Below are 20,602 nucleotides of genomic sequence, written 5' to 3' on the forward strand. Positions count from 1 at the left end.
CGGCTTGGGCGCGGCGAGCCAGGGCGGCCCGCCGAGCCAGTGCGGCCACGATGGCCCTCAGTACACCGCCTGTGCGCACGATTGGCCCTCAGTGCACCCCCTGTGCATACGCAGTCGGTGGCACCCCCACCGTCGTGGTGAAGTCGCGGATCAGGTGGGCCTGGTCGGCGTAGCCGAGGTCGGCGGCAAGGGTGGCCCAGTCCACCTCGCGGTCTCTCTCCGCGCGTTCCAGGGCCTCGTGGATGCGGTAGCGGAGGATGACCCACTTCGGGCCGACGCCGACGTATGCGGCGAACAGGCGCTGGAGCAGTCGTACGGACATGCCCTCGGAGTGGGCGAAGTCGGTGACGCGGCGGATCGTGCGGTCGGTGCGGATGCGGTCTACGAGGGTCGTCGCGAGGTCGGCCTGGGGGTCGGTCCGTGGGGTGAGGGCGAGCAGGAACGCGTCGAGGGCGGCGACGCGGGCGTCCTCGTCGGCCGGGGCGAGGATCGTGGTGGGGTCCGTGTCCGGGAGGACCTCGAAGACCTCGGGGGAGAAGATCCGCCGGCCGGTCCACTTCGTCACCGGCCGCTCCGGTGCGAAGGGGCGGAAGCCGCCCGGTCGGAATTTGATGCCGCAGACCCGGCCGCGGCCCTCCAGCTTCTGTGTGAAGAGGTCGAGCTGGATGCCCGCGACCTCGATGAAGGGCTCCCGGCCTTCGAACCGCTGGAAGACGATGTTGACCGCGGGGTGCGGGACGACATGGGAGACGTACGGCTCGGTGAGGTCCCAGTCGATCAGCCAGTACAGCTCGACGTACCGGCGCAGCGGCTCGGCGGGTTCGCGGCGGCGGAAGTGCACGCGCGCGAAGAGTTCCGCGGCGTCGACGATGCCTCGGGTGTCACGGCGTGGGGCGGCCATGCAGCGATCGTAGGACGGGGTACTGACACTCGGTGGATGTGTGGAATACGGGGGAGGGGCGGACCGTTCCAGGGGTATAGTTGAACGGTCAACAACCTGGAGGGTGAGCGACCATGCAGTTCGGGATCTTCAGCGTCGGCGATGTCACGCCGGACCCGACCACGGGCCGGACGCCGACCGAGCGTGAGCGCATCAAGGCCATGGTCGCCATCGCGCTGAAGGCCGAGGAGGTCGGGCTCGACGTCTTCGCGACCGGCGAGCACCACAACCCGCCGTTCGTCCCCTCGTCGCCGACCACCATGCTCGGCTACATCGCGGCGCGCACGCAGCGGCTGATCCTCTCCACCGCCACCACCCTCATCACCACCAACGACCCGGTGAAGATCGCCGAGGACTTCGCGATGCTCCAGCATCTGGCGGACGGCCGGGTGGACCTCATGATGGGGCGCGGGAACACGGGGCCCGTCTATCCCTGGTTCGGGCAGGACATCCGGCAGGGCATCAACCTCGCCATCGAGAACTACGCCCTCCTCCACCGGCTGTGGCGCGAGGACGTCGTGAACTGGGAGGGGAAGTTCCGCACGCCGCTCCAGGGCTTCACCTCCACGCCCCGCCCGCTCGACGGCGTGCCCCCGTTCGTCTGGCACGGCTCGATCCGCTCGCCGGAGATCGCCGAGCAGGCCGCGTACTACGGCGACGGCTTCTTCCACAACAACATCTTCTGGCCGGCCGACCACACCAAGCGGATGGTCGAGCTGTACCGGACCCGGTACGCCCACTACGGGCACGGCACGCCCGAGCAGGCCATCGTGGGGTTGGGCGGGCACGTCTTCATGCGGAGGAACTCGCAGGACGCGGTGCGCGAGTTCCGGCCGTACTTCGACGTCGCGCCCGTCTACGGGCACGGGCCGTCGCTGGAGGACTTCACCGACCAGACCCCGCTGACCGTGGGCTCGCCCGAGCAGGTCATCGACAAGACGCTGACCTTCCGCGAGTACGCAGGCGACTACCAGCGCCAGCTGTTCCTCGTGGACCACGCCGGGCTGCCGCTGAAGACCGTGCTGGAGCAGATCGACATGCTCGGCGAGGAGGTCGTGCCCGTCCTGCGGAAGGAGTTCGCGGTGGACCGCCCGGCCGACGTGCCCGACGGGCCGACCCACGCGTCGTTGCTCAAGGCTCAGGAGGCCACCGTATGAGGCGCTCAGGAGGCCGCCGTATGAAGCTCGTCGTCGTCTCGGCCGGGCTGAGCGTCCCGTCCTCCACCCGGCTGCTGGGCGACCGGCTGGCCGCGGCGGCTGCCGAACGGGGCTCGGCGGAGGTTCAGGTCGTCGAGTTGCGCGACCTGGCCGTGGAGATCGCGCACAACTTCACGAACGGGTTTCCTGGGCGGAAGCTGAGCGCCGCGATCGACGCGGTGACCGGGGCCGACGGGTTGATCGTGGTGACCCCCGTGTTCTCCGCGTCGTACAGCGGGCTGTTCAAGTCGTTCTTCGACGTGATCGACAAGGACGCGCTGGCGGGCAAGCCGGTGCTGATCGCGGCCACGGGCGGCACGGCCCGGCACTCGCTGGTGCTCGAGCACGCTCTGAGGCCGCTCTTCTCCTACCTCCGGGCCGTCGTCGTCCCGACCGGGGTGTACGCCGCCTCGGAGGACTGGGGCGCCGAGGGACTGGACGGGCGGGTCGCGCGGGCGGCGGGGGAGCTGGCTGGGCTGATGACCGGCCTCGCGGCGTCCGCGCCGGCGATGGACGACTCCGACCACTCCGACCACTCCGACCACTCTGACGACTTCGCGGTCGTGCCTTTCGAGGAACAGCTCGCCGCGCTGCGGCCCGCGAGGTGAGAGGACGGTAGGGGAGCATCCTCCGGTTGCTCCCCCACCGGTGAGAGGCCAGTAAGAAGGTGCCCACTGAGCCGTTCATCACGTCGTACGACCGTGATGGCTTGGCACACTGTGGGCGTGCCCCAAACTGTGCTGCTCGCCGAAGACGACCGCGCCATCCGTCACGCCCTGGAGCGCGCCCTGACGCTGGAGGGCTACCAGGTCACCGCGGTCGTCGACGGCGTCGAGGCGCTGGCGCAGGCCCACAAGACCCCGCCGGACGTGCTCGTCCTCGACGTGATGATGCCCGGGATCGACGGACTCCAGGTCTGCCGGGTGCTGCGCGCCGAGGGCGACCGCACGCCGATCCTGATGCTGACGGCGCTCGTGGAGACCCAGGACCGGATCGCCGGTCTGGACGCGGGCGCCGACGACTACGTGGTGAAGCCCTTCGACGTCGAGGAGGTCTTCGCCCGGCTGCGTGCCCTGCTGCGGCGGACCAGTCCGGTCGGCGCGCTGACCGGCGTACCGAAGCCGCCGCCGCCGGTGCCCGACGGGCGGATCGAGGCGGCCGGGCTGCGGATGGACGTGCAGGCCCGTCGCGCCTGGCGCGGGACGCGGGAGCTGGAGCTGACGCGCACCGAGTTCGAGCTGCTGGAGCTGCTCGTGCGCAACGCGGGGATCGTGCTCGACCACTCCACCATCTACGACCGGATCTGGGGCTACGACTTCGGGCCCGGTTCCAAGAACCTCGCCGTGTACGTCGGCTATCTGCGCCGCAAGCTGGACGAGCCGGGGGCGGCGCAGCTGATCCACACGGTCCGCGGGGTGGGTTACGTGCTGCGGGAGGACTGAGTGGGCCGCCTCGGGCGGTTGTCGTTGTCGGCGAGGCGGCGGCCCCGGCTCCGGCCCGTGATCCGGCGGCCGCGGCTGCTGTCGCTGCGGACCACCTTCGCGGTGTCCTTCGCGGCCGTGACCGCCGCCGTCACCCTCCTGGTCGGTGTGCTGTCCTACAGCGCCGCCGCCCGGCTGGTGCGGGTGGACCAGGAGTCCGTGTTCGACCAGGTCGTGCGGGATCTGCGGGACGAGGTGCGCACGGCCCGGATGTCGCCGGACGACTTCTCCTCCTCCGCGCCGGGCCACGACATCGTGCGGCCCGCCCGTACGGACGTGCAGGTGCTGGGGCCGGACGGTCGCGTCGTCGATCCGGGCAGTCCAGGGCTGCCGGTCACCGGCGCCGACCGGAGGATCGCCGCGGCCGGCACGTCCGGGAGGCTGGTCGAGCACGACGACGTCGACGTCGCCGACGACGTCTACCGGGTGGCGACCGTCTCGCTCGGCGGGGGACGGGGCGCGGTGCAGGTCGCGCAGGAGTTCAGCGACACCGAGGACCTGCTGCGGGCCCTGCAACAGCGCACGCTGATCCTGATGGTCGCGGTGGTGGTCGCCGCAGGGCTGTTCGGCTGGTGGCTGGCCCGGCGCATCACCCGGCGGCTGGTCATCCTCACCTCCGCCGCCGAGGACGTCGCCCGCACCCGCCGGCTCGGCATCCAGGTGCCCGTCACCGGCTACGACGAGGTCGGCCGCCTCGGTCGCGCCTTCGACCGCATGCTGGGCCGCCTCGCCCAGTCCGAGGAGGACCAGCGCCGGCTGGTCCAGGACGCGGGGCACGAGCTGCGTACGCCGCTGACCTCTCTGCGTACGAACATCTCCCTGCTGCGGAGGATCGACGAGCTGCCCCCCGCCACCCGCGAAGAGCTGGTGGCGGACCTGACCCAGGAGGCCCGCGAACTGACCGACCTGGTCAACGAGCTCGTCGACCTCGCCGCCGGGCAGTCCGACACCGAGCCGCCGCAACGGGTCGACCTCGCCGACCTCGCCGAGGAGGTCGCGGGGCTCGCCCGGCGCCGTACCGGGCGGGAGATCCTGGTCCGCGCGAGCGGCGACACGACCACCGACGGCCGGCCCGGCATGCTGACCCGCGCGATCTCCAACCTCGTCGAGAACGCGGCGAAGTTCGACAGCGACGGCACGGCACCCATCGAACTCGACATCGCCGGGCCCGCCCGGCCGGGGCCCTCATCCAGCGTGGGCAGCGGGTCCGTCCGCGTCGAGGTCCTCGACCGTGGCCCCGGCATCTCCGACCGCGACCTGATCCGCGTCTTCGACCGCTTCTACCGCGCCGCCGACGCCCGCTCCCTGCCCGGCTCGGGCCTGGGGTTGTCCATCGTGCGGGAGGTGGCGCTCGCGCATGGGGGAGCGCCGTTCGCTGTGCGGCGGGAGGGGGGTGGGGCGGTGATCGGGTTCACGGTGGGTGGGGGATGAGGGTGGCGGTGAGGTCGATCGGGCGCTCATAGTGCAAGGACCCCCTCAGTCCCCGGGGCTGTCCGCGTGCCAGGTCATCGTCACCGTCATGTGCGCCTCTGCCTGCGATTTTGCGATGACGGCGCCGAGTTCGGCGTTGAACCGCATGCCGAATTCCAGGCTGACCTCGTCGGGGCGGTGCGGCATGTCCCGCAGTCGCCGCAGGGCGGACGCCGCGGCGTTCCGGATCCGGTCGACCCCCTCCTCGAAGGAGGCGGTGGCATCGGCCACCGCGTTGCCCAGACGGGACACCTCGACGACACCCGGTTCGTTCTCCGCCACCTCGACGACCAGGGAACCGCTGCCGTCCTCGGACGGAAACCGCAACAACTGCGTCATGTCCTCCCCCTCCTGATGCCCTGTCCGGCGGCCGCGCCCGCCCCACGCTGTATGACCTGCGGCCGTCTTCCACTGGCGAGCCATTGCAGCCACCATGGAAGCGCACCCCGAGCCGCCAAACCACCACGTCAGGGGGAACCACGGTATGGCAGAGTCTGCGAAGGACTTCTGTTCCGACCTTGTCGATCTATCCGGGATCTCTTTGGCGGAGCTGCACTCCAGCGACGATCCGGCGTTGCGACGCGCGTTGAGCCGGGTGGACATCAGGGCGACCCTGGCTTTCGGGACGCTGACGGGGGACAGCCAAAGCGACGAAATGAGATTCGCCCCCGGGCGACGGCCGGATCAGCGCCAACCGTGACCTCTCGGCCGCTGGACGTCCACCGGGTGTCCCTGGAGTCTCTCCAGGCCATAGCGGCGGGCAGCGCGAGCGAGGCCGACCTGCATCTGTTGTGTTCCGCTCAGCGCAGCCAACTCCTGCTGGTCCTGCGTGCTTTGTTGGATCACGTCGACGAAGCGGCCCGGCGCACCCGGCACCCCGGTGGCTTCCCGCCGGGCCAGGTGGCTTGGCGCCTGCTGTGCACGACCGAGCGGCATGCCCCCGAGGCGGTGGAGATCGTGCTCGCCGATCCCACCGTCATGGCCTGGGCCCTGCGCCTGCTGAGACGCCTCGGTGGATCCGCTGCCACGACAGCGTCCGCTGCCCCGCTGTGGGCCGAGCTCGGCCAGTTCCACGCGCTGGCTGCGGCGGCGGCCGTGCGTGCCGGTGTCCCCGCCGTGATACGGGTGCCCGCACACCGAGGCATGGTCTGGCTTCCCGGCACGGGGATGGCGGGCCCGGTGGCGCGGCGCCGCTGGAGCGAGGCGCAGATCCGGGTGGGGCGGGAGGGCGCCGTCATACACGGGGAACTGGCGCAGGTACGGCTGTCCCGCCTCCTTACGGCGTCGGCGCCGGGGTGGCGTCCGCTGCGGCCTGTGCGGGGCGTCGCGCCGCGTGCGGAGGAGAACGCACAGGCGGGCCCGTGGCTGGACACGGTGACCCCGTACCGCGACTTCATTCGGTATCCGAGGTCTCCCAGCCGGTTGGGCGAGCGCCGATTACAGCTGTGGGAGGACCGCCTTTCCGGTGCGTACGCCCTGTTGGACCGCGAGTCCCCGGCGGACGCCGCCGCGCTGAGGACGCTCGTGCGGCTGCTCGTACCGCGGTCGTTCCGGACGGCAGCGGGTCTGGTGGCAAGCGCGTCCTCGCTGGACGCCTTCGGCGCGGTCACCTTGTCCCTGCCGTCCGACGCGACCCAGACGGCGGCGGTCCTCGTCCACGAGACGCGTCATCAGCAGCTGAACGCGCTGCTCAGCCTGGTGCCCCTGGTGCGGGGCACCGAGGACGAGCCCGGCGGGTCGACGGGGCGGCGCCTCTACTACGCGCCGTGGCGCAGTGATCCCCGGCCGGTGCGCGGACTGTTCCACGGAGTGTTCGCGTTCGCGGGGGTCGCGCGGTTCTGGCGGACGCACCGCAGGCACGTGACCGGAACGGAGGCGCAGCGCGCCGACTTCGAGTTCGCCGTCCTCAGGGAGCAACTGCGGGAGGCTGTCGCCGCGCTCATGACCGACGACGGCCTGACCGAGGCGGGCCGGATGTTCGTCCAGGAGATCGCGGCGCTCGTCGGGACGTGGCAGGAGGACGTCGTATCCGGCAGACCGGACGCACTGGCCCGTCACTACTGCGCGCTACGGCGATCGGTATGGCGGGCGCGGCACCTGGAGATCACCCGGTCCGCCGCGGAGCGACTCGCCGCTGCTTGGGCGGCCAGGCATCCGGCTCCCGCGTTGCCGGCATCGATCCTGCGTCCGCGCCCTGACCTGGTGCGCCTCGATACGTTCGGACCGCTGGCCAGATACTTCCTGTCGGCGCCGGAACTCTTCGCTCGCCGACGCCGACAGGAGGAGAACGGGGATCCGGCACGCCGGGCCGAGTACGCCGCGGTCGCGGGGGACGCCGAAGAAGCCGCGCTCGGCTACACGGAGTGGGCCGCGCGCGACTCGCAGAACGTCGAGGCATGGATCGGCGCCGCGCTGACGCTTCCCGAGCACGCCCGTGGAGCAGGCGTCGCCCTGCTGCTGGACCGGCCCGAAGTGGTGTCGGGCGTTCACCGGGCCATCGCCGCTGAGGGCGGCTCTCCCGCCCCCCTCGACCTGGCCGCATGGCTCGGCGGAGAGGGCACCGGCCTCACTCCGAGTGCTGCGGAAGCCTAGAGCGAGAGCAAGTCGATGTCGGCATTGGCGCGCAGCCCCTTCTCGGCGTCGCGTGTCGCGGGGTGCGACGGGCCCAGGACGCTCCGGTACCGCTCCAGGGCCTCGGTGTACAGCTGCTCGCTCTCCTCGGTCCTGCGCAGTGCCTTCAGGTCGTAGCTCAGATTGAGCTGGACGGCCAGGTTGGCCGGGTGGTTCTCGCGCAGTCGGGCCGACTCCTCGGCCAGGGCTTTGTCGAGGGCGTGGGCGTCCTCGGGATGGCCGAGGGCGAAGTGGTCGCTGGCCAGGTTCATTCGGGCGAGCAGTGTCCGGGGGTGTCCCTCACCGAGCAGGCGGGTCAGCCCTTCGACCGTTTCCTGGTCCAGTTCCAGCGCGGCCTCGGGCTGCCCGAGCAGCCTGAGCGTCACCGCGAGGTTCATGGCGCAGGCGTAGCTGTGCGGGTGCTCCCGGCCGTACCTGGCGCGGTGCCGTTCCAACACCTGTTGGCTCAGGGCCCGTGATTCCTGGAGCTTGCCGGCCTGGCGCAGGTCGTTGGCGTGGCTGACCGCGATCAGGAGGTGGTAACGGCTGTCGGTGCCGAGGACGTCGGCGATCAGTTCGATGTACTGGCGCGACAGGGCGTAGGCGCCCTCGTGATCGCCCATCTTGCGGCGCGTCACACACCGGTTGCGGTTCACCAGTGCCGCGAAGGGATGCCGCTCGCCGAGCTTTTCGATGACTTCTTCGGCCAGCAACTCGTAACCTTCGAGTGCTTCCTCGTACCGGCCGACTTCCTGGAGGTCGAGCAGGTAGGCCTCCCGGGTGGACAGCGTGTAGATGTGGTCCTCACCCAAGGCCTCGATCCGCCGCTGCCAGGTGTTGTAGTCGAGTTCCCGGGCTGTTTCCGAGGCACCGGCCAGGCGCAGACTCACGGCGTAGTTGTGCGCGGCGAGCAGGGTGGCCGGGTCGTCCGCCCCGAACTCCCGCAGGCTTGTTTCGTAGACCCGTTTGTCCATCTGCCGCGCCTCGTCGAAGTTGCCACGGTTGCGGTGGTGGATGGCCATGAAGCTCTGCGCCTGCAGCGTGTCCTCGTGGGCCTCACCGAGGACCCTGCGGAAGCGCTCCACGAGCCCGGACTGCAGGTTGTACGCCCGGCCGAGGTCGACGCCCTGTTCACGCAGGGCCTCGGCGATCTGCTGGTCGATGTTGAGGACCTCCTCGTGGTCCTCGCCCAGGCGGTCACGCCAGATGCCCGCGGCACGCTCGCCCAGGATCAGAGCTCCCGCGTGGTCGCCGCGTGCGCGCAGGAACCACACCTCGTTCAGTACGAGACGACGTGTCCACGGCTCTTCGCACTCGACGGCGTTGGACGCCCTCACATGGCTGAGGAGCGAGGAGTAGCGCGGCCAGTAAGCAGCCCGCTGCGGGTTCCTCGGGTCCGCATGGGCCAGCAGTTGATGCGCGGCGTGCCGCATCATCGCCTGTTCCTGCGGATTCATCTGCTCGATCAGCACACGCTGAACCAGCCGGTGCATCTGAACCGTGTTCTGCCGGTGATCGATCCGCGCCAGCGCATACCGCCCGATCTCCCGCACCGCCCGCCCCAGCTTGACCGGATCGTCCAGCGCGGACTGCAGCTCCTGCGGGACCGAGATGCCGCGTACGGCCGAGAAGAGGTCCCATTCGATGGGTTCCGGAGCGAAGAACGCACAGACCTGGAGCAGTTGCAGAGCGTCCGGACGGGTCTCCCGCAGTCGGCCCAGGGACACGTTCCAGGCGGCCGCCACCGACAGGGGGTAGTCACCGGGCGGCTCGGACTGCATCAGCGCTGTGAAGTTGCGCTCGTACACCTCGAGGTACTGCTGCACCGGCATGCCGGTCTCGGCCAGCCAGACCGCGGCCTGCTCGACCGCCAGGGGCAGGTCGCCGAGGGCGGCGGCGAGGTGGTCGACGGAATCGTCGGGGAGCTGGGGGCTGCGACGCCGCAGCAGTGCGACGCTCTCCTCACGTGCAAACACATCGACCTCTAGCGAGCTGGCATCGGTGGACCACTGGAAGTTGCGGGACGTCACGACGATGCGTCCCGGGCCGTCACTGGGGAAGTACTTGCGCACTTCCCGCGGATTCTCGGCGTTGTCGAACACCAGTAGCCATTCGCTGTACGGCTCGCCCCGGCGCAGGGCGTCCAGTACGGCGGGCACCGCACTCATTTCCGAACCCACCTGCAGGCCCATCTGCTCGCCCAGTTCGATGAGCGACTGGACGATCTGGTTCTCCTGCTCGGACGGGATCCACCAGATCAGCCGGTAGTCACGGCTGTGCCGGTAGACGTACTCGATGGCGATCTGTGACTTGCCCACACCGCCCATGCCGTGCAAGGCCTCCGGCAGCACCGCGGTGACGCCGCTGCCCAGCCGTTCCTGCAGCCGTTCGAGCAGCATCTCCCGACCTGTGAAGTTCCGGTTCCGCTGCGGTACGTTCCCCCAGATGCGGGGTGGGTCGTGCGGGCTTCGCTGGCCCGGGGCAACGGACAGACCGGCAGTCAAGGCAATTCCTCCTTGATGTGGACGCGCGGGCGTGGGTGCGGGCGCGGGGGAGGGCTGGGCGGGCGGAACGGTGGCGGATGCCGGCCCCGGGGGTGAAGTCCCCGTAGGGCGCGGGGTGTTCGCCGCTTCCGGGGCTTGAGGTGTTTCCGGGGCCTGAGGTGTTCGAGGCCCGTAATCTAGCGCGCCGGAGGGTGTAAAGTCGTACAACTTTGACCGCATTTCGGTCGATGAGTACCCTGATGGCCGCTTGTGCCCTGGCGTTGGAGCGCCGCCGGCGGCCTTGGCCGTCCGGGTCGGTCGGGGGCCGGCGCGCTGGAGCAGTCGGCCCAGGTGGTTCGCGCGGGTGAGGTAAGGGCCCGACACCGCGCACAGCGCCGTGTACAGGTGAGCCACGAACGGGCGGGTCTGGTCGGTCATCGGTGGGTCGGCGGGCTCACCCTCCGGGGCTACCAGCGCACTTCCTCCCTCACCCCACAGCGCCTCCAGCTGCGGGCCGAGGTGGTGCTGGATCCGGCGCAGCGCGCGAATCGTCTCCGTCCGGCTGCCGAGGGCGAGGAGTTCCTCCCGTACGCCCTCCTCGAAGTCGAAGGAGACCCGGTGGGCGTCCTCGGCGTCGGCTGTTTCGTCGGTGCGGTGCACCAGGCCCAGCAGCACGATCTCGGCGAGGTTCCAGTACTGCGTTCCGGGCAGGGCCTGTTGCAGCAGCCGCATGACGGGGAGGTTGAGCGGGGCCGCCGCGAGTCGCTGAGCGAGGGTGTAGGCAGCCGGAGAGGCCGTGGCCCGGAAGCGGCGCACCATGGTGGCGGCCCGCTTGGCCCGCCGTACCGCCGTCGATTCGGCGGACGCGGCGCCGTAGGCCTCGACGCTGTGCGGTTCGGCCACGATGTCGGCCAGCGCCTCAGTGACCGGACCGACCGCGGCCGCGCGCAGGTCCCCGCCCGGCGCGCTCCACAGGGCCGCCAGAGCGTGCCACTCGCCGCCGTCCGCCGCGGCCACCAGCCGGGCCCAGCGCTCCAGTGACTTCGGCCGCAGCTCCACGACGGGTACGGGAATCGCGCTGTGCCGGCCGGGCTCGGCGACGGTCTGCGGATCCGCTCCCAGGGCGTCCGCATGCGGGTGCTTCCAGTCGGCGTCGTACGAACGGTTGGGCGCGGCGGGGGACGACGCCCGTAGCCGGGTGGGGGCGATGGTGGGCAGTGTCAGGTCCCACAGGTGCTGGGGGAGCAGGCTCAGTACGGCGACGGGTGAGAACCGGCCGAGCCGGTGCAGCGTCGAGACCGCCCGGCCGGTGCGCCAGGCGCCGTGGCCGCCGTCCGTGACGGCCAGCAGCAACTGCCGGTCACCCGGCTGGACCTCGGTCGGCGGGATGCCGGGCGTCGCGCCGTCGTCCAGGTTCCAGCGGACCAGCCGTACGGTGCGGAAGGCCGCCGTCTGCTCCATCAGACCGGCGATCTGGCGCGCCGTGTGCGACCACAGAGCCATCGACGGGCTGTCGTCCACCAGCAGCAGCAGGTCGAGCCACCGCTCGGGAAGTGCTCGGCACACCGGGGCCCACATCCCTGCCAGCGCGGCCTGCTCCGCGGTCGCCTCCTCGTCCAGCTCGACGTCGTGGGGCGAGTCGCGGAACAGACGGAGCGGACGCAGCGACCTGCCGAGCGCCAGGGAGTCGGCCAGCCGGGGCGAGGCGGGCCAGCCGGCCTGGTCGGGGGACGCCTCGCGGCCGGAGTGACCGGAGTGAAGGGCGAGGAGCGGATGCGCCGGGGTCGAGCTCGCCGACGGGAGGCTGCCGAGCAGCGGCAGGTGGTCCGGGTCCGTCGGTGGCTCCTCCTGACCGCCGGGTTCCTGCCCTCCGTCGGTGCGGTGGCTGCCCTGGTGTTCGGGGGCGGGAGATTCGCCAGGGCGGCCGCTGTCCTGCCCCTCGGGAGCCGAGGGCTCGTCGCGGCGGCTGCCGTCCTGTCGCCCGCGCGCCGGAGGGGCGTCGGAGAGGCTGTCGGGGTGCTCCTCGTGTGCCGTCGGGTCGCCGGACGGGCTGTTCTCGGGTGCCGTCGGGTCGCCGGACGGGCTGTCCGCGGGTGCCGTCGGGTCGCCGGACCGGCTGTCAGCGGCCCGGGTGGAGGGCCGGAGCCGTTCGCCGCGCTCCCGGGCCGCCCGCCCCGGCGCGTCGAACAGCGGTACGGCCGCGTCCTGGCACGCCGCCAGGTACAGCGCGTCCGCCAGCTCCGCCCAGGTCGGCAACTCCCGGTCCGGGGCAGACCTGTGCCCTCCCTCCGGCCGTGCGGGCCGGCGAGGGGGTTCCGGGGAAGCCGCCGTCATCCGGCCCTCGATTCCGCCCCCGCTCCGTCGAGCCGGTGCCACAGCGCGTCCACGAGGTCCTCCAGTGCCTCCTCGTCGTCGGCGGGGAAGCGTCCCGAAGTCGTCAGGAACACGGCGTTGAGCAACTGGTCCACGGCGAGGCCGCCCCGGTCCCGGCTGTTGCGCAGGAAGCGGTCGATCAGGCCCTCGGCCGGGGCGGAACCCGTTGCCCCCGCCGCCTCCCTGAGGTGGGCCAGAACCATGTCGACCAGTTGCGGACGGTCCGGGTCCGGCATACGAAGCCGCAGACAGCGGCGGAGGAAGGCCGGCGGGAACTCGCGTTCGCCGTTCGATGTGATCACCACGATGGGGAAGGCGCGGCACTTGACGACGCCGTCGACGATCTCGGCGGTGCCGTTGGGGTCGTCGGTCATGACCGTCACCCTGGGGTGCAGTCGCCGGGCCCGCACGAGTTCGGCGATGGGGAACTGCCCCTCCTCGAACACGCTCAGCAGGTCGTTGGCCAGATCCTGGTCACTCTTGTCCAGTTCGTCGACCAGCAGCACCCGAGGCAGCTCGTAGGGAAGCAACGCCGTTCCCAGGGGGCCCAGTTGGAGGTAGTCGCCGATCCCCGGGAGTGCCTCCTCGCCCGCCGCCCGCCCGTCCGTGCCCTCGTCGCCCTCGTCGACAGTGCCGTCCGCCCGGTGCAGGGTGCGTAACGCCGCCGAGTCCTGGACTCGGCCGATCGCGTCATATTCGTACAATCCGGACCGTAGCGTGGTGCGGCTGGTGATGTGCCAGCGCAGCACTCGACCTAGTTTGAGTTCCCGGCTGATCCGGTAGGCGAGGGACGACTTGCCGGTCCCGGGCCGTCCCGTGACCAGCAGTGGCCGGCGCAGCAGCAGGGCTGCGTTCACCATGTCGGCCTCACGCCTGACGTGGTCGGAACCGGCGGACAACGCGGTGACCTGCCCCAGCCGCCGCTCCATCTCCTCGTCGTCCGTCGGAGGCGGGGCGACCACGGGCCCGCCGGTGAACCGGCGCCAGGGCGGTGGAGGCGGAAGGAGTTCACCGAGGTCGGTGTCGTACAAGGGCCGTCCCGTGCCGCGGTAGATCCACCACCGGTGGTCGGAGGAGCCTGGACCCGCACCGTCGGCTGCGGACCCGGCGGTGCCGTCTACGGCCGGAGCCGCTGTCGGGCCCCCCGTACGTGAGTCGTCGGCCGGACGCGTTCCCCCGGATGCACCATCGTCTGGAAGCATCTCGTCCTACCCTCCCCCCTGCGCGGATGAATCCGCCGCTTCTCCCCGCTCGCCCGGAAGGCGGTACGGGTCGTCCCAGAGCAAAGCTGCGTGGCGACCGAGCGAAGAGCCGCCCTCAGCAGGATCCTCGCCCTCAGCCTCGATGCGCAACGACCTGACTGCGTCTGGTAAGCGAAGGATGCCTTTGCGTGAGGTCAGTTCCCGCAATTCGTCGCGAAAGGCGGGATCCACACCCCCGCGCCGGTCCCACACCACGATCGGTACCCCCGCCCGGAGCGACTCGGCCAGCTCGTCGAACCCCGGACGGCCGCTCCGGCGGCCACCGGGCGGATCGCTCAGGACGACCATCACCGGCTGCGGATCGGCGAGCAGGCGGCCCCGGCCACCGTCGTCCGGAAACCAGTGGACCGGGCCGCCGCAGCCGGTCATCAAGGCGTCCCAGCGCTTGGCCCAGCGTCCATGTGTGTCCGCGCGTTCCATCCTTTCGAGGCTGCGAAGAACCACTGGGTGGTCCTCCCCAAGGGTGCCGTTCGCACCCTGGAAGCCATGTTTCGTCCATTTTTCGACAGGTAAGTCCAGAAGATCCCTGGGGAGCAGGAACTCCAGGGTCAGGTCTTCCTTCCAGAAGTACGCCCAGCCCGTCTCGGCCTCCTGCACCAGCGCCTTCACGTGCTCGGGCAGATCGGCCACGTCGACGCGCACGTCCCCGCCCCGCACCGGATACGGATCCGGTCCGCCGATCTGCCACCAGTACGACAGCAGCCGTTCCCCGTCGTGATCGGGATCCGGCAGCGGGCGCAGCCGGATCAGCAGACAGGCGGTGGGCCCCCAGACCGCGTCCTCCCCGACCTGAGGCAGTGGGTCGGGGGAGGCGGGCGTCACCGGGATGTTCCTGCCCTGACCCCTGCCCTGACTCCTGCTCTGACTCCTGCTCTGAGGGTGGCGGACGGCCGGACGGTCATGCTCCGCTCCCGCGGCCACAGGCAGCGCGGCGGGCGTACCGCTGTCCGCTGTCGGAGCACCGGGTCCGCCCGGATACGCCTCGGGGCGGACCCCGTGCTCCGCCACCCAGTCCAGTAGTTCCTGCTGTTGCTGCCCCTTCGCGTAGCGCGCGAGGTGTTCGACCAGGATCACGCACGGGAGCGGCTCGCCGGGCCGTGCGTTGAGGGTCGCCGAGTACAGCACCACCGACCATGGCTCCGCACAGTGGGCGGGCAGGGGATCGGGCCGATCGCCCAGGGCCTCGTGGAAGGCCCGGGCGACGTCGAGCACCTCCAGCCCGCCCAGCAGGCCCATCAGCCGTTCCCAGCTGCGCGCCGAGAAGAGCGGCGCTTCGGCGAGCGCGATGGCGGTCCGCACACGCGCCATGTGACGGGTCTCGCCCTCCAGCATCGAGACCACGCTGCCCAGCACCTGGAGACCGTCCGGATACGGCATCACCTCCCGGAGCAGGAACAGCAACGAGCCCCGTCGGCGGCTGCTCTCGGGCAGCGTGAAGGCGACGCCCAGCGCCCGGCTCACTTGCCGCGCGCACTCGTGCAGCAGCATCGGCTCCTCGAAGCACGGGACGGCGTCCAGCGCGTCCAGGAGGACCTTCGGCGGCCCCCAGGACCCCTGGGAGCGCGTCACGAGGTCTCGCCTTCCGGGCCCGTCGGCCACAGCTTCGCGATGAGGTCGAGGGCCGCCCTCGCGGGCTCCGACTCGTCGTCGAGCAGCCGGAGGGCGTCGAGGAGAGCCTGTCCGCCGTCGCGGTGGTCGGCGCAGGCCTGGACGACGTAGAAGAGCTGGAGCCGGGGTCGGGGATGGGTGCGGATGGCGCGCCGGATGGGGGCCGGCAGCAGCCGGCGCAGCGCTGCCGCGTTGTCGTCCTCGACCTGAGGCACGTTCAGTAGAGCCTCGGCCAGCGCGAATTGGTCCCTGTCGGAGGGAGGCCCCGACGGCTGTCGCAGTGTGGCCGGCCCGAGTGGCTCGGCCGGTGGGCGCGTGGACCGAATGCCTGGTCCCGTCCGCTCGGGTGCGGTCGGTATGGGCACACCGGGGTGCTCCAGCATCGGGTACAGCGTCGGCCACATCTGCGCCGCCGCCTCCAGGGGAAGCATCCACGCCACCTTGGCCTGCCGGTCGGCGTACGCGGCGGTGACCATGCCGACGACCCGTCGGCCGGCCGGGTCCCACACACCGGCACCGCTGAATCCATAGCCGACCCAGGCACCGACGGTGCCGAGCCCTTCCATCTGGATCCAGTCCCGGTGAGGGCCGCCCTGTCCCACCAGCCGAGCCGTGGAGACCAGCCCGTCGGGCGCTCCGGCCGGGTGGCCGCACACGCTCACCTCGCGCCGGTCCGGCTCGCCGCACACGCCGAGCCGTGCCGGGACCACGTCATGGGGCGGCGACCAGGCCGTGCGCAGGACGGCCAGGTCCCCGCCCGAACCACCGGCCAGCGGGCCGGGAAACCAGCCGTCCGGCACGACCCTCGCCTCGCCGGCCTCGATGTCCGGACGGCCGGGCACGTCGACCAGAACGGTGCGCTCCGGCATCGCCACCGCACGGTCCCTGGCCGCTCCCACAGCCGACGCCACCACATGTGCGCAGGTCAGCACGGTACCGGGCATCACCAGGATGCCGGCACCGAGCACGCCGCCGCCCGATGAGAGAACGCGTACTCTCCCTAAGGCCGACGAACCTGCCCTGTCCCCCTTGGCCACTGCCACGTCCCTTCCCCCGCGGGGTCCGTTGGCGGACGCCTCCCCGTTCGGACCAGCGTACGAAGCGCATGCGCCTGGTACACGGGCTACGTGTATCCCGGAGCTTTACCGGATGCGCCTTCGGTGAATCATCGGGGTGGGTGCGGGCGTTGGAGGTGCTACGAGTGCCGGGCCGCCGGAACAGGGACGCGGGGCCGTCACGCCTCCCGCTGGGCGTCGATCTCGGCGATCAGTGCCTCGATACGCGTCCTGATCTCGTCGCGGATGGGCCGTACGGCCTCGACACCCTTGCCCGCCGGGTCCTCCAGGGCCCAGTCGAGGTACTTCTTGCCGGGGAAGATCGGGCAGGCGTCGCCGCAGCCCATGGTGATGACGTAGTCGGACGCCTGGACGGCCTCGGTGGTGAGGATCTTCGGCTTGGCGTCGGAGATGTCGACGCCGACCTCCTTCATCGCCTCGACGGCGGCCGGGTTGACCTGGTCGCCCGGGATGGATCCGGCGGAACGGACCTCGACCCGGTCGCCCGCGAGGTGGTTGAGGAAACCGGCGGCCATCTGCGAACGCCCGGCGTTGTGGACACAGACGAACAGCACGGAGGCGAGCGGGCTGGAGGACATCGGTTCTTCCTTCGTTGCGGGATTCGGGGTCGGGCGCGGGGCGGATCCCGAGATCAGCCCAGGCTGGTATCAGCTCAGGATGATGTGACAGTATCAGTCCATGATGACGTCGGTCGACACTGATCTGATGCGGGTTCTGGCCGACCCGCTCCGCCTCCGGATCGTCACCCTCCTGGCCGAGGAGACGCTCTGCAGCACACACCTGATCGAGGAGACGGGCGCCAAGCAGACCAACCTCTCCAACCATCTGAAGGTGCTGCGGGAGGCGGGTGTGGTGGACACGGAGCCGTGCGGCCGGTTCACCTACTACCGGCTCAAGCCCGACGTCATCGCCTCGCTCGCCGGCCGCTTCGCGGACCTCGCGGAGACCGCGCGCGCCACGGCCGAGAACAACGTGAAGCGGTCCTGCCCCTGATCCGCCTCTACGGCGAACTGATCCCGCCTCTACGGCGAACTGATCCCGCCTCTACGGCGAACTGATCCCGCCCCTACGGGGAACCGAACCCGCCCCTACGGCGAACTGATCCCACCCCTACGGCGATCGATCCCCGCCCTTATGGCGACTGCACCGAGGAGTCCTGTTGACCGCCACGCACGAGACCGCCGCGGAGTCCGCCGTATCCGCCGTCGGCCCGCAGCCCGCCCCGGGCGCCACTCCGCCCCAAGCTGCTTCCCCGCTGATCGCCAAGGCCGCGGCCGAACTCGTCGGCACGGCGGCGCTCGTCGCGGTCGTCGTAGGCTCCGGCATCCAGGCCACCGACCTGACGAAGGACGTCGGCGTGCAACTGCTGGCCAACTCCCTGGCCACCGTCTTCGGCCTCGGCGTCCTGATCACCCTGCTCGGCCCGGTCTCGGGCGCGCACTTCAACCCGGCGGTCACGCTGGCCGAGTGGTGGACAGCCCGCCGGGGCGGCCCCGGCGTGACCCTCCGCGAGGCCGTCGTCTACGTCGCCGCACAGATCACCGGCGCCATCGGGGGCGCCGTACTGGCGGATGCGATGTTCGGGGAACCGCTGGTGAAGTGGTCCACCCACGACCGCTCGGCCGGCCACCTCCTCCTCGGCGAGGTCGTCGCCACCGCCGGCCTGATCCTCCTGATCTTCGGCCTGGCCCGCACCGACCGCCTCCGCTTCGCCCCCGCCGCGGTCGCCTCGTACATCGGCGCCGCGTACTGGTTCACCTCGTCCACGTCCTTCGCCAACCCGGCGGTGACGATCGGCCGCGCCTTCACCGACACGTTCGCGGGGATCGCGCCGGGGTCGGTCCCGGGGTTCGTCGGTATGCAGGTGGTCGGCGCGGTGGTGGGGCTGGCATTGGTGGGGCTGATCTTCATGCGGGGGCGTGCGGGCGAGGACCGGCCGACGGCGTGACGCACCCTGCGTGAGCAGGGAGTCGACCTGCGGATCTCACTCATCCGCAGACCCAGCGAGCGCAACGAGCGCAGGACGTAGGCCTCCGCCACCGCGACGAAGGGGACCGAGGGCTGTCCCTTGCGAACTGGCTCGACTCGATGCTCGAGAGGCGCCCCGGCGGCTGTCCCTTTCAGCCAGTTCGTGAGCGTTGACGGCGGAAGCTCCAGGTGGGAGGCCGTCTCCGTAGGCGTGAGCAGCCCGTCCGTGAATCGGTCGACCATGACCCGCCTCCCGCTGATCTCAGCCTCATGCTGTTCCACGAGGCGCAGCGAGGCGAGGATGACGACGGCCTGGGGATCGGCGTCGGCGAGTGTGGGTGTAGCGGGCTCGTCGCGCGGCGGGGACGCGGGCGCAGGGGCGGTGGCGGTGGGCAGAGGAGCCGCAGCACCAGAGGCAGCCGGTGCCGAGGCAGCCGGTGCCGGTGGATTGGTGTCTTCCGCAGGCTTGCGCGGCCGGGGCGGCGACGGCGGAGTGGGCTGGTCCCGGCCGGGCGGCACGAGTTGCGGGGTTGATCGTCGCCCGACGGTAGGGAGCTCGTTTTCCGCGCGTCCGTGGCTGCGGGGCGGTCGTTTCAGGTGGTGCGCCGGTCGTCGACGCAGACGGAGAGGTGTGTCCATGGCGCGGTGAGCTGTGTCAGTTCGTCGGCGGTCGTGCTGCTCGCCGTGCGCAGGCGCTCGTCCGGGAGGAAGTGGACGATGGTCCCGGTCGTACGGTTGTCGGCGATCGGTTCCAAGTCGGTGGTGGGGACGCCGTGTTCGTATCGCTGGGTCCAGGATCCGTTGCGGCGGCGGTTGGTGTGGACGAGCCAGGCACTGAGTGCGGCGACGGTGGACATGCCCCGGCGGGGGTGTTTGTCGGGCAGCGGTGGCGTGTCGGGGTGGTCGAAGAAGCGGAGGTCCTTCGTCGCCATGACCGGCTTCTTCACGACCTGGCCGTGTTCGTCGAGGCGTGTGTCGGTGCCCCGTCCGTCGTCGGCGACGGCCACGGAACCATCGGGGTGGAGGGTGATGCGGCAGTGCCCGCCGCTGTTGCATTGGGCCTCGTCGGCGGCATAGGCGACGACCTCCAGGATCAGATGCCGGATGCCGCCGGGGGCGAACCCAGCCGGGTTCTGGCGGATGTGCTCCAGGTGGTCGAGGTCGACGGTGCTCGCCCAGTCGTGTGTCGTAGTGCGCCAGGCAGCCCTTGGTGCGTCCATCCGAGAAGTATGCGGGGCGCCTCATTACGGTATGGGATGGAGTGCGGGCCAACTTGCTTCAATATGCGCCCCGGCCGCCTGCCGTCCCCTCCAGGGGCAGGAACAGGACGGGGTCCGAGAACCCCGTCCGCTACCCAGGAAACCCCAACTCAGGGCCACACAAGGCAATAAGGCTGATGCCCCGCCTCATGCAACCGATGGCTGAAGTCCTGCCACTCATGCAGCAGTTGGTACACATTGAACGCGTCCCGAGGCCCACCCCGGTCCGGCACCGTCGACCAGATGAACGCCGCCGCGCCCACCGCCTCCTCGCCGATGCCGCGCAGAGGGTCGACGACCGTCATGGGGAGCTTGACCACGGCGTAGTCGGGGTGCAGGACGACCAGTTCGAGCGGCGGGACCTTGTGCAGGGGGACGCCCTCTATGCCGGTGAGGACCATCGCCGCCATCGTCTCCGGCTTGATCTTCGTGAACATGCCGTTCATGCCGAGCTCGTCGCCGCCGAGTTCCTCGGGGCGCATCGAGATCGGGACGCGGGCCGCGGTCGCGCCGTCCGGCGCGCCGAAGTACTTGTACGTCACCCCCACCCGACCACCATTCCTGCTCCCCGCCCGCAGCCGGTCGACCCGTCGGTCGAGCCGGTCGGACTCACCAGTTCCACCAGTTCCACCGGGTTCTCCCTGGCCGCCCTGGCCACCCGGTATTACGTGTCCCTGACGTGCTTCGTTCGATTCCTCCGCGTCGCGCCGGTGCCTTCCCCGCCGGGCACGTCGAGGACCCAAGTCGTCAGTCCCCTCGCCCAGTCCGCCACCGCGATGCATATCTCCACCCGACTGCTTTTCTAGGACGCGTGGCCCCCGCCGCGCAACCCGATCATCGTGTCAGTGACCTCCCCCACGGCCGCCCGCCGAAACG

Annotated in this window: 16 protein-coding genes and 1 pseudogene; 7 read left to right on the forward strand and 10 right to left on the reverse strand. The window is 70.9% G+C overall.

Going from position 1 to position 20,602, the window contains the following annotated elements; translation table 11 throughout:
• Nucleotides 1-88 precede the first annotated feature (88 nt).
• On the reverse strand, nt 89-901 hold the full coding sequence (locus CLM62_RS32295; protein WP_095753438.1) for a helix-turn-helix domain-containing protein: 813 nt from the start codon (nt 899-901) through the stop codon (nt 89-91).
• A gap of 113 nt (nt 902-1,014) precedes the next feature.
• Here CLM62_RS32295 and CLM62_RS32300 point away from each other — a divergent pair, with 113 nt between their 5' ends.
• The 4 genes from CLM62_RS32300 to CLM62_RS32315 all read left to right on the forward strand — a co-directional run bounded on the left by CLM62_RS32300 (nt 1,015) and on the right by CLM62_RS32315 (nt 5,048).
• Nucleotides 1,015-2,097, forward strand: a complete 1,083-nt coding sequence (locus tag CLM62_RS32300; RefSeq protein WP_095753439.1) for an LLM class flavin-dependent oxidoreductase — start codon at nt 1,015-1,017, stop codon at nt 2,095-2,097.
• 20 nt (nt 2,098-2,117) lie between these two features.
• A complete protein-coding gene (locus tag CLM62_RS32305; protein ID WP_095753440.1) occupies nt 2,118-2,744 on the forward strand; it encodes an FMN reductase in 627 nt (208 codons plus the stop codon).
• Between the two features lie 129 nt (nt 2,745-2,873).
• Nucleotides 2,874-3,578 (forward strand): response regulator transcription factor, encoded by a 705-nt coding sequence (locus CLM62_RS32310; RefSeq protein ID WP_095753441.1) that lies wholly within the window; start codon nt 2,874-2,876, stop codon nt 3,576-3,578.
• 57 nt (nt 3,579-3,635) lie between these two features.
• Nucleotides 3,636-5,048 carry an ATP-binding protein gene (locus CLM62_RS32315; RefSeq protein WP_095753442.1) on the forward strand — a complete coding sequence of 471 codons (1,413 nt, stop codon included), beginning with the start codon at nt 3,636-3,638 and terminating at the stop codon, nt 5,046-5,048.
• Nucleotides 5,049-5,093: 45 nt separating this feature from the next.
• Here CLM62_RS32315 and CLM62_RS50330 read toward each other — a convergent pair whose 3' ends face one another.
• Nucleotides 5,094-5,426, reverse strand: coding sequence for a CU044_2847 family protein (locus CLM62_RS50330; RefSeq protein ID WP_095753443.1), 333 nt, complete (start codon nt 5,424-5,426; stop codon nt 5,094-5,096).
• 357 nt (nt 5,427-5,783) lie between these two features.
• Here CLM62_RS50330 and CLM62_RS32325 point away from each other — a divergent pair, with 357 nt between their 5' ends.
• The gene (locus CLM62_RS32325; protein WP_179382316.1) at nt 5,784-7,679 is read left to right on the forward strand and encodes an HEXXH motif-containing putative peptide modification protein; all 1,896 of its coding nucleotides are present in this window, start codon (nt 5,784-5,786) and stop codon (nt 7,677-7,679) included.
• Here CLM62_RS32325 and fxsT read toward each other — a convergent pair.
• The 5 genes from fxsT to CLM62_RS32350 all read right to left on the reverse strand — a co-directional run bounded on the left by fxsT (nt 7,676) and on the right by CLM62_RS32350 (nt 17,077).
• Nucleotides 7,676-12,436, reverse strand: coding sequence for an FxSxx-COOH system tetratricopeptide repeat protein (gene fxsT, locus CLM62_RS32330; RefSeq protein ID WP_257004216.1), 4,761 nt, complete (start codon nt 12,434-12,436; stop codon nt 7,676-7,678). The two genes, CLM62_RS32325 and fxsT, sit on opposite strands and share 4 nt — an antisense overlap.
• Nucleotides 12,437-12,510: 74 nt before the next feature.
• Nucleotides 12,511-13,584: an AAA family ATPase gene (locus CLM62_RS32335; RefSeq protein WP_257004217.1), complete on the reverse strand. Its 1,074-nt coding sequence runs from the start codon at nt 13,582-13,584 to the stop codon at nt 12,511-12,513.
• Nucleotides 13,585-13,761: 177 nt separating this feature from the next.
• Nucleotides 13,762-15,384, reverse strand: a complete 1,623-nt coding sequence (locus tag CLM62_RS32340; protein WP_095753446.1) for a hypothetical protein — start codon at nt 15,382-15,384, stop codon at nt 13,762-13,764.
• A complete protein-coding gene (locus CLM62_RS32345) occupies nt 15,381-16,466 on the reverse strand; it encodes a trypsin-like peptidase domain-containing protein (protein WP_306457951.1) in 1,086 nt (361 codons plus the stop codon). The genes CLM62_RS32340 and CLM62_RS32345 overlap by 4 nt, the downstream gene beginning before the upstream one ends.
• A 191-nt stretch (nt 16,467-16,657) precedes the next feature.
• Nucleotides 16,658-17,077, reverse strand: coding sequence for an arsenate reductase ArsC (locus tag CLM62_RS32350; RefSeq protein WP_095753447.1), 420 nt, complete (start codon nt 17,075-17,077; stop codon nt 16,658-16,660).
• Nucleotides 17,078-17,177: 100 nt separating this feature from the next.
• On the opposite strand from CLM62_RS32350, the gene CLM62_RS32355 reads away from it, so the two are divergent.
• Nucleotides 17,178-17,492 carry a helix-turn-helix transcriptional regulator gene (locus CLM62_RS32355; protein WP_095753448.1) on the forward strand — a complete coding sequence of 105 codons (315 nt, stop codon included), beginning with the start codon at nt 17,178-17,180 and terminating at the stop codon, nt 17,490-17,492.
• A 166-nt stretch (nt 17,493-17,658) separates the two neighbouring features.
• Complete coding sequence (locus CLM62_RS32360) at nt 17,659-18,447, forward strand: MIP/aquaporin family protein (protein ID WP_095753449.1); 789 nt, start codon at nt 17,659-17,661, stop codon at nt 18,445-18,447.
• A 41-nt stretch (nt 18,448-18,488) separates the two neighbouring features.
• Here the strand turns inward: CLM62_RS32360 and CLM62_RS53235 are convergent.
• The 3 genes and pseudogenes from CLM62_RS53235 to CLM62_RS32375 form a co-directional block, all read right to left on the reverse strand.
• Nucleotides 18,489-19,106 (reverse strand): annotated as a pseudogene (locus CLM62_RS53235) (hypothetical protein); the annotation flags it as partial.
• Nucleotides 19,061-19,687: an ATP-binding protein gene (locus CLM62_RS32370; RefSeq protein WP_107483835.1), complete on the reverse strand. Its 627-nt coding sequence runs from the start codon at nt 19,685-19,687 to the stop codon at nt 19,061-19,063. The pseudogene CLM62_RS53235 and the gene CLM62_RS32370, both read right to left, overlap by 46 nt.
• A gap of 149 nt (nt 19,688-19,836) precedes the next feature.
• Complete coding sequence (locus tag CLM62_RS32375) at nt 19,837-20,508, reverse strand: hypothetical protein (RefSeq protein WP_179382317.1); 672 nt, start codon at nt 20,506-20,508, stop codon at nt 19,837-19,839.
• Nucleotides 20,509-20,602: the final 94 nt, after the last annotated feature.

Source organism: Streptomyces sp. SA15 (assembly GCF_002291145.1).
Taxonomy (GTDB): domain Bacteria; phylum Actinomycetota; class Actinomycetes; order Streptomycetales; family Streptomycetaceae; genus Streptomyces.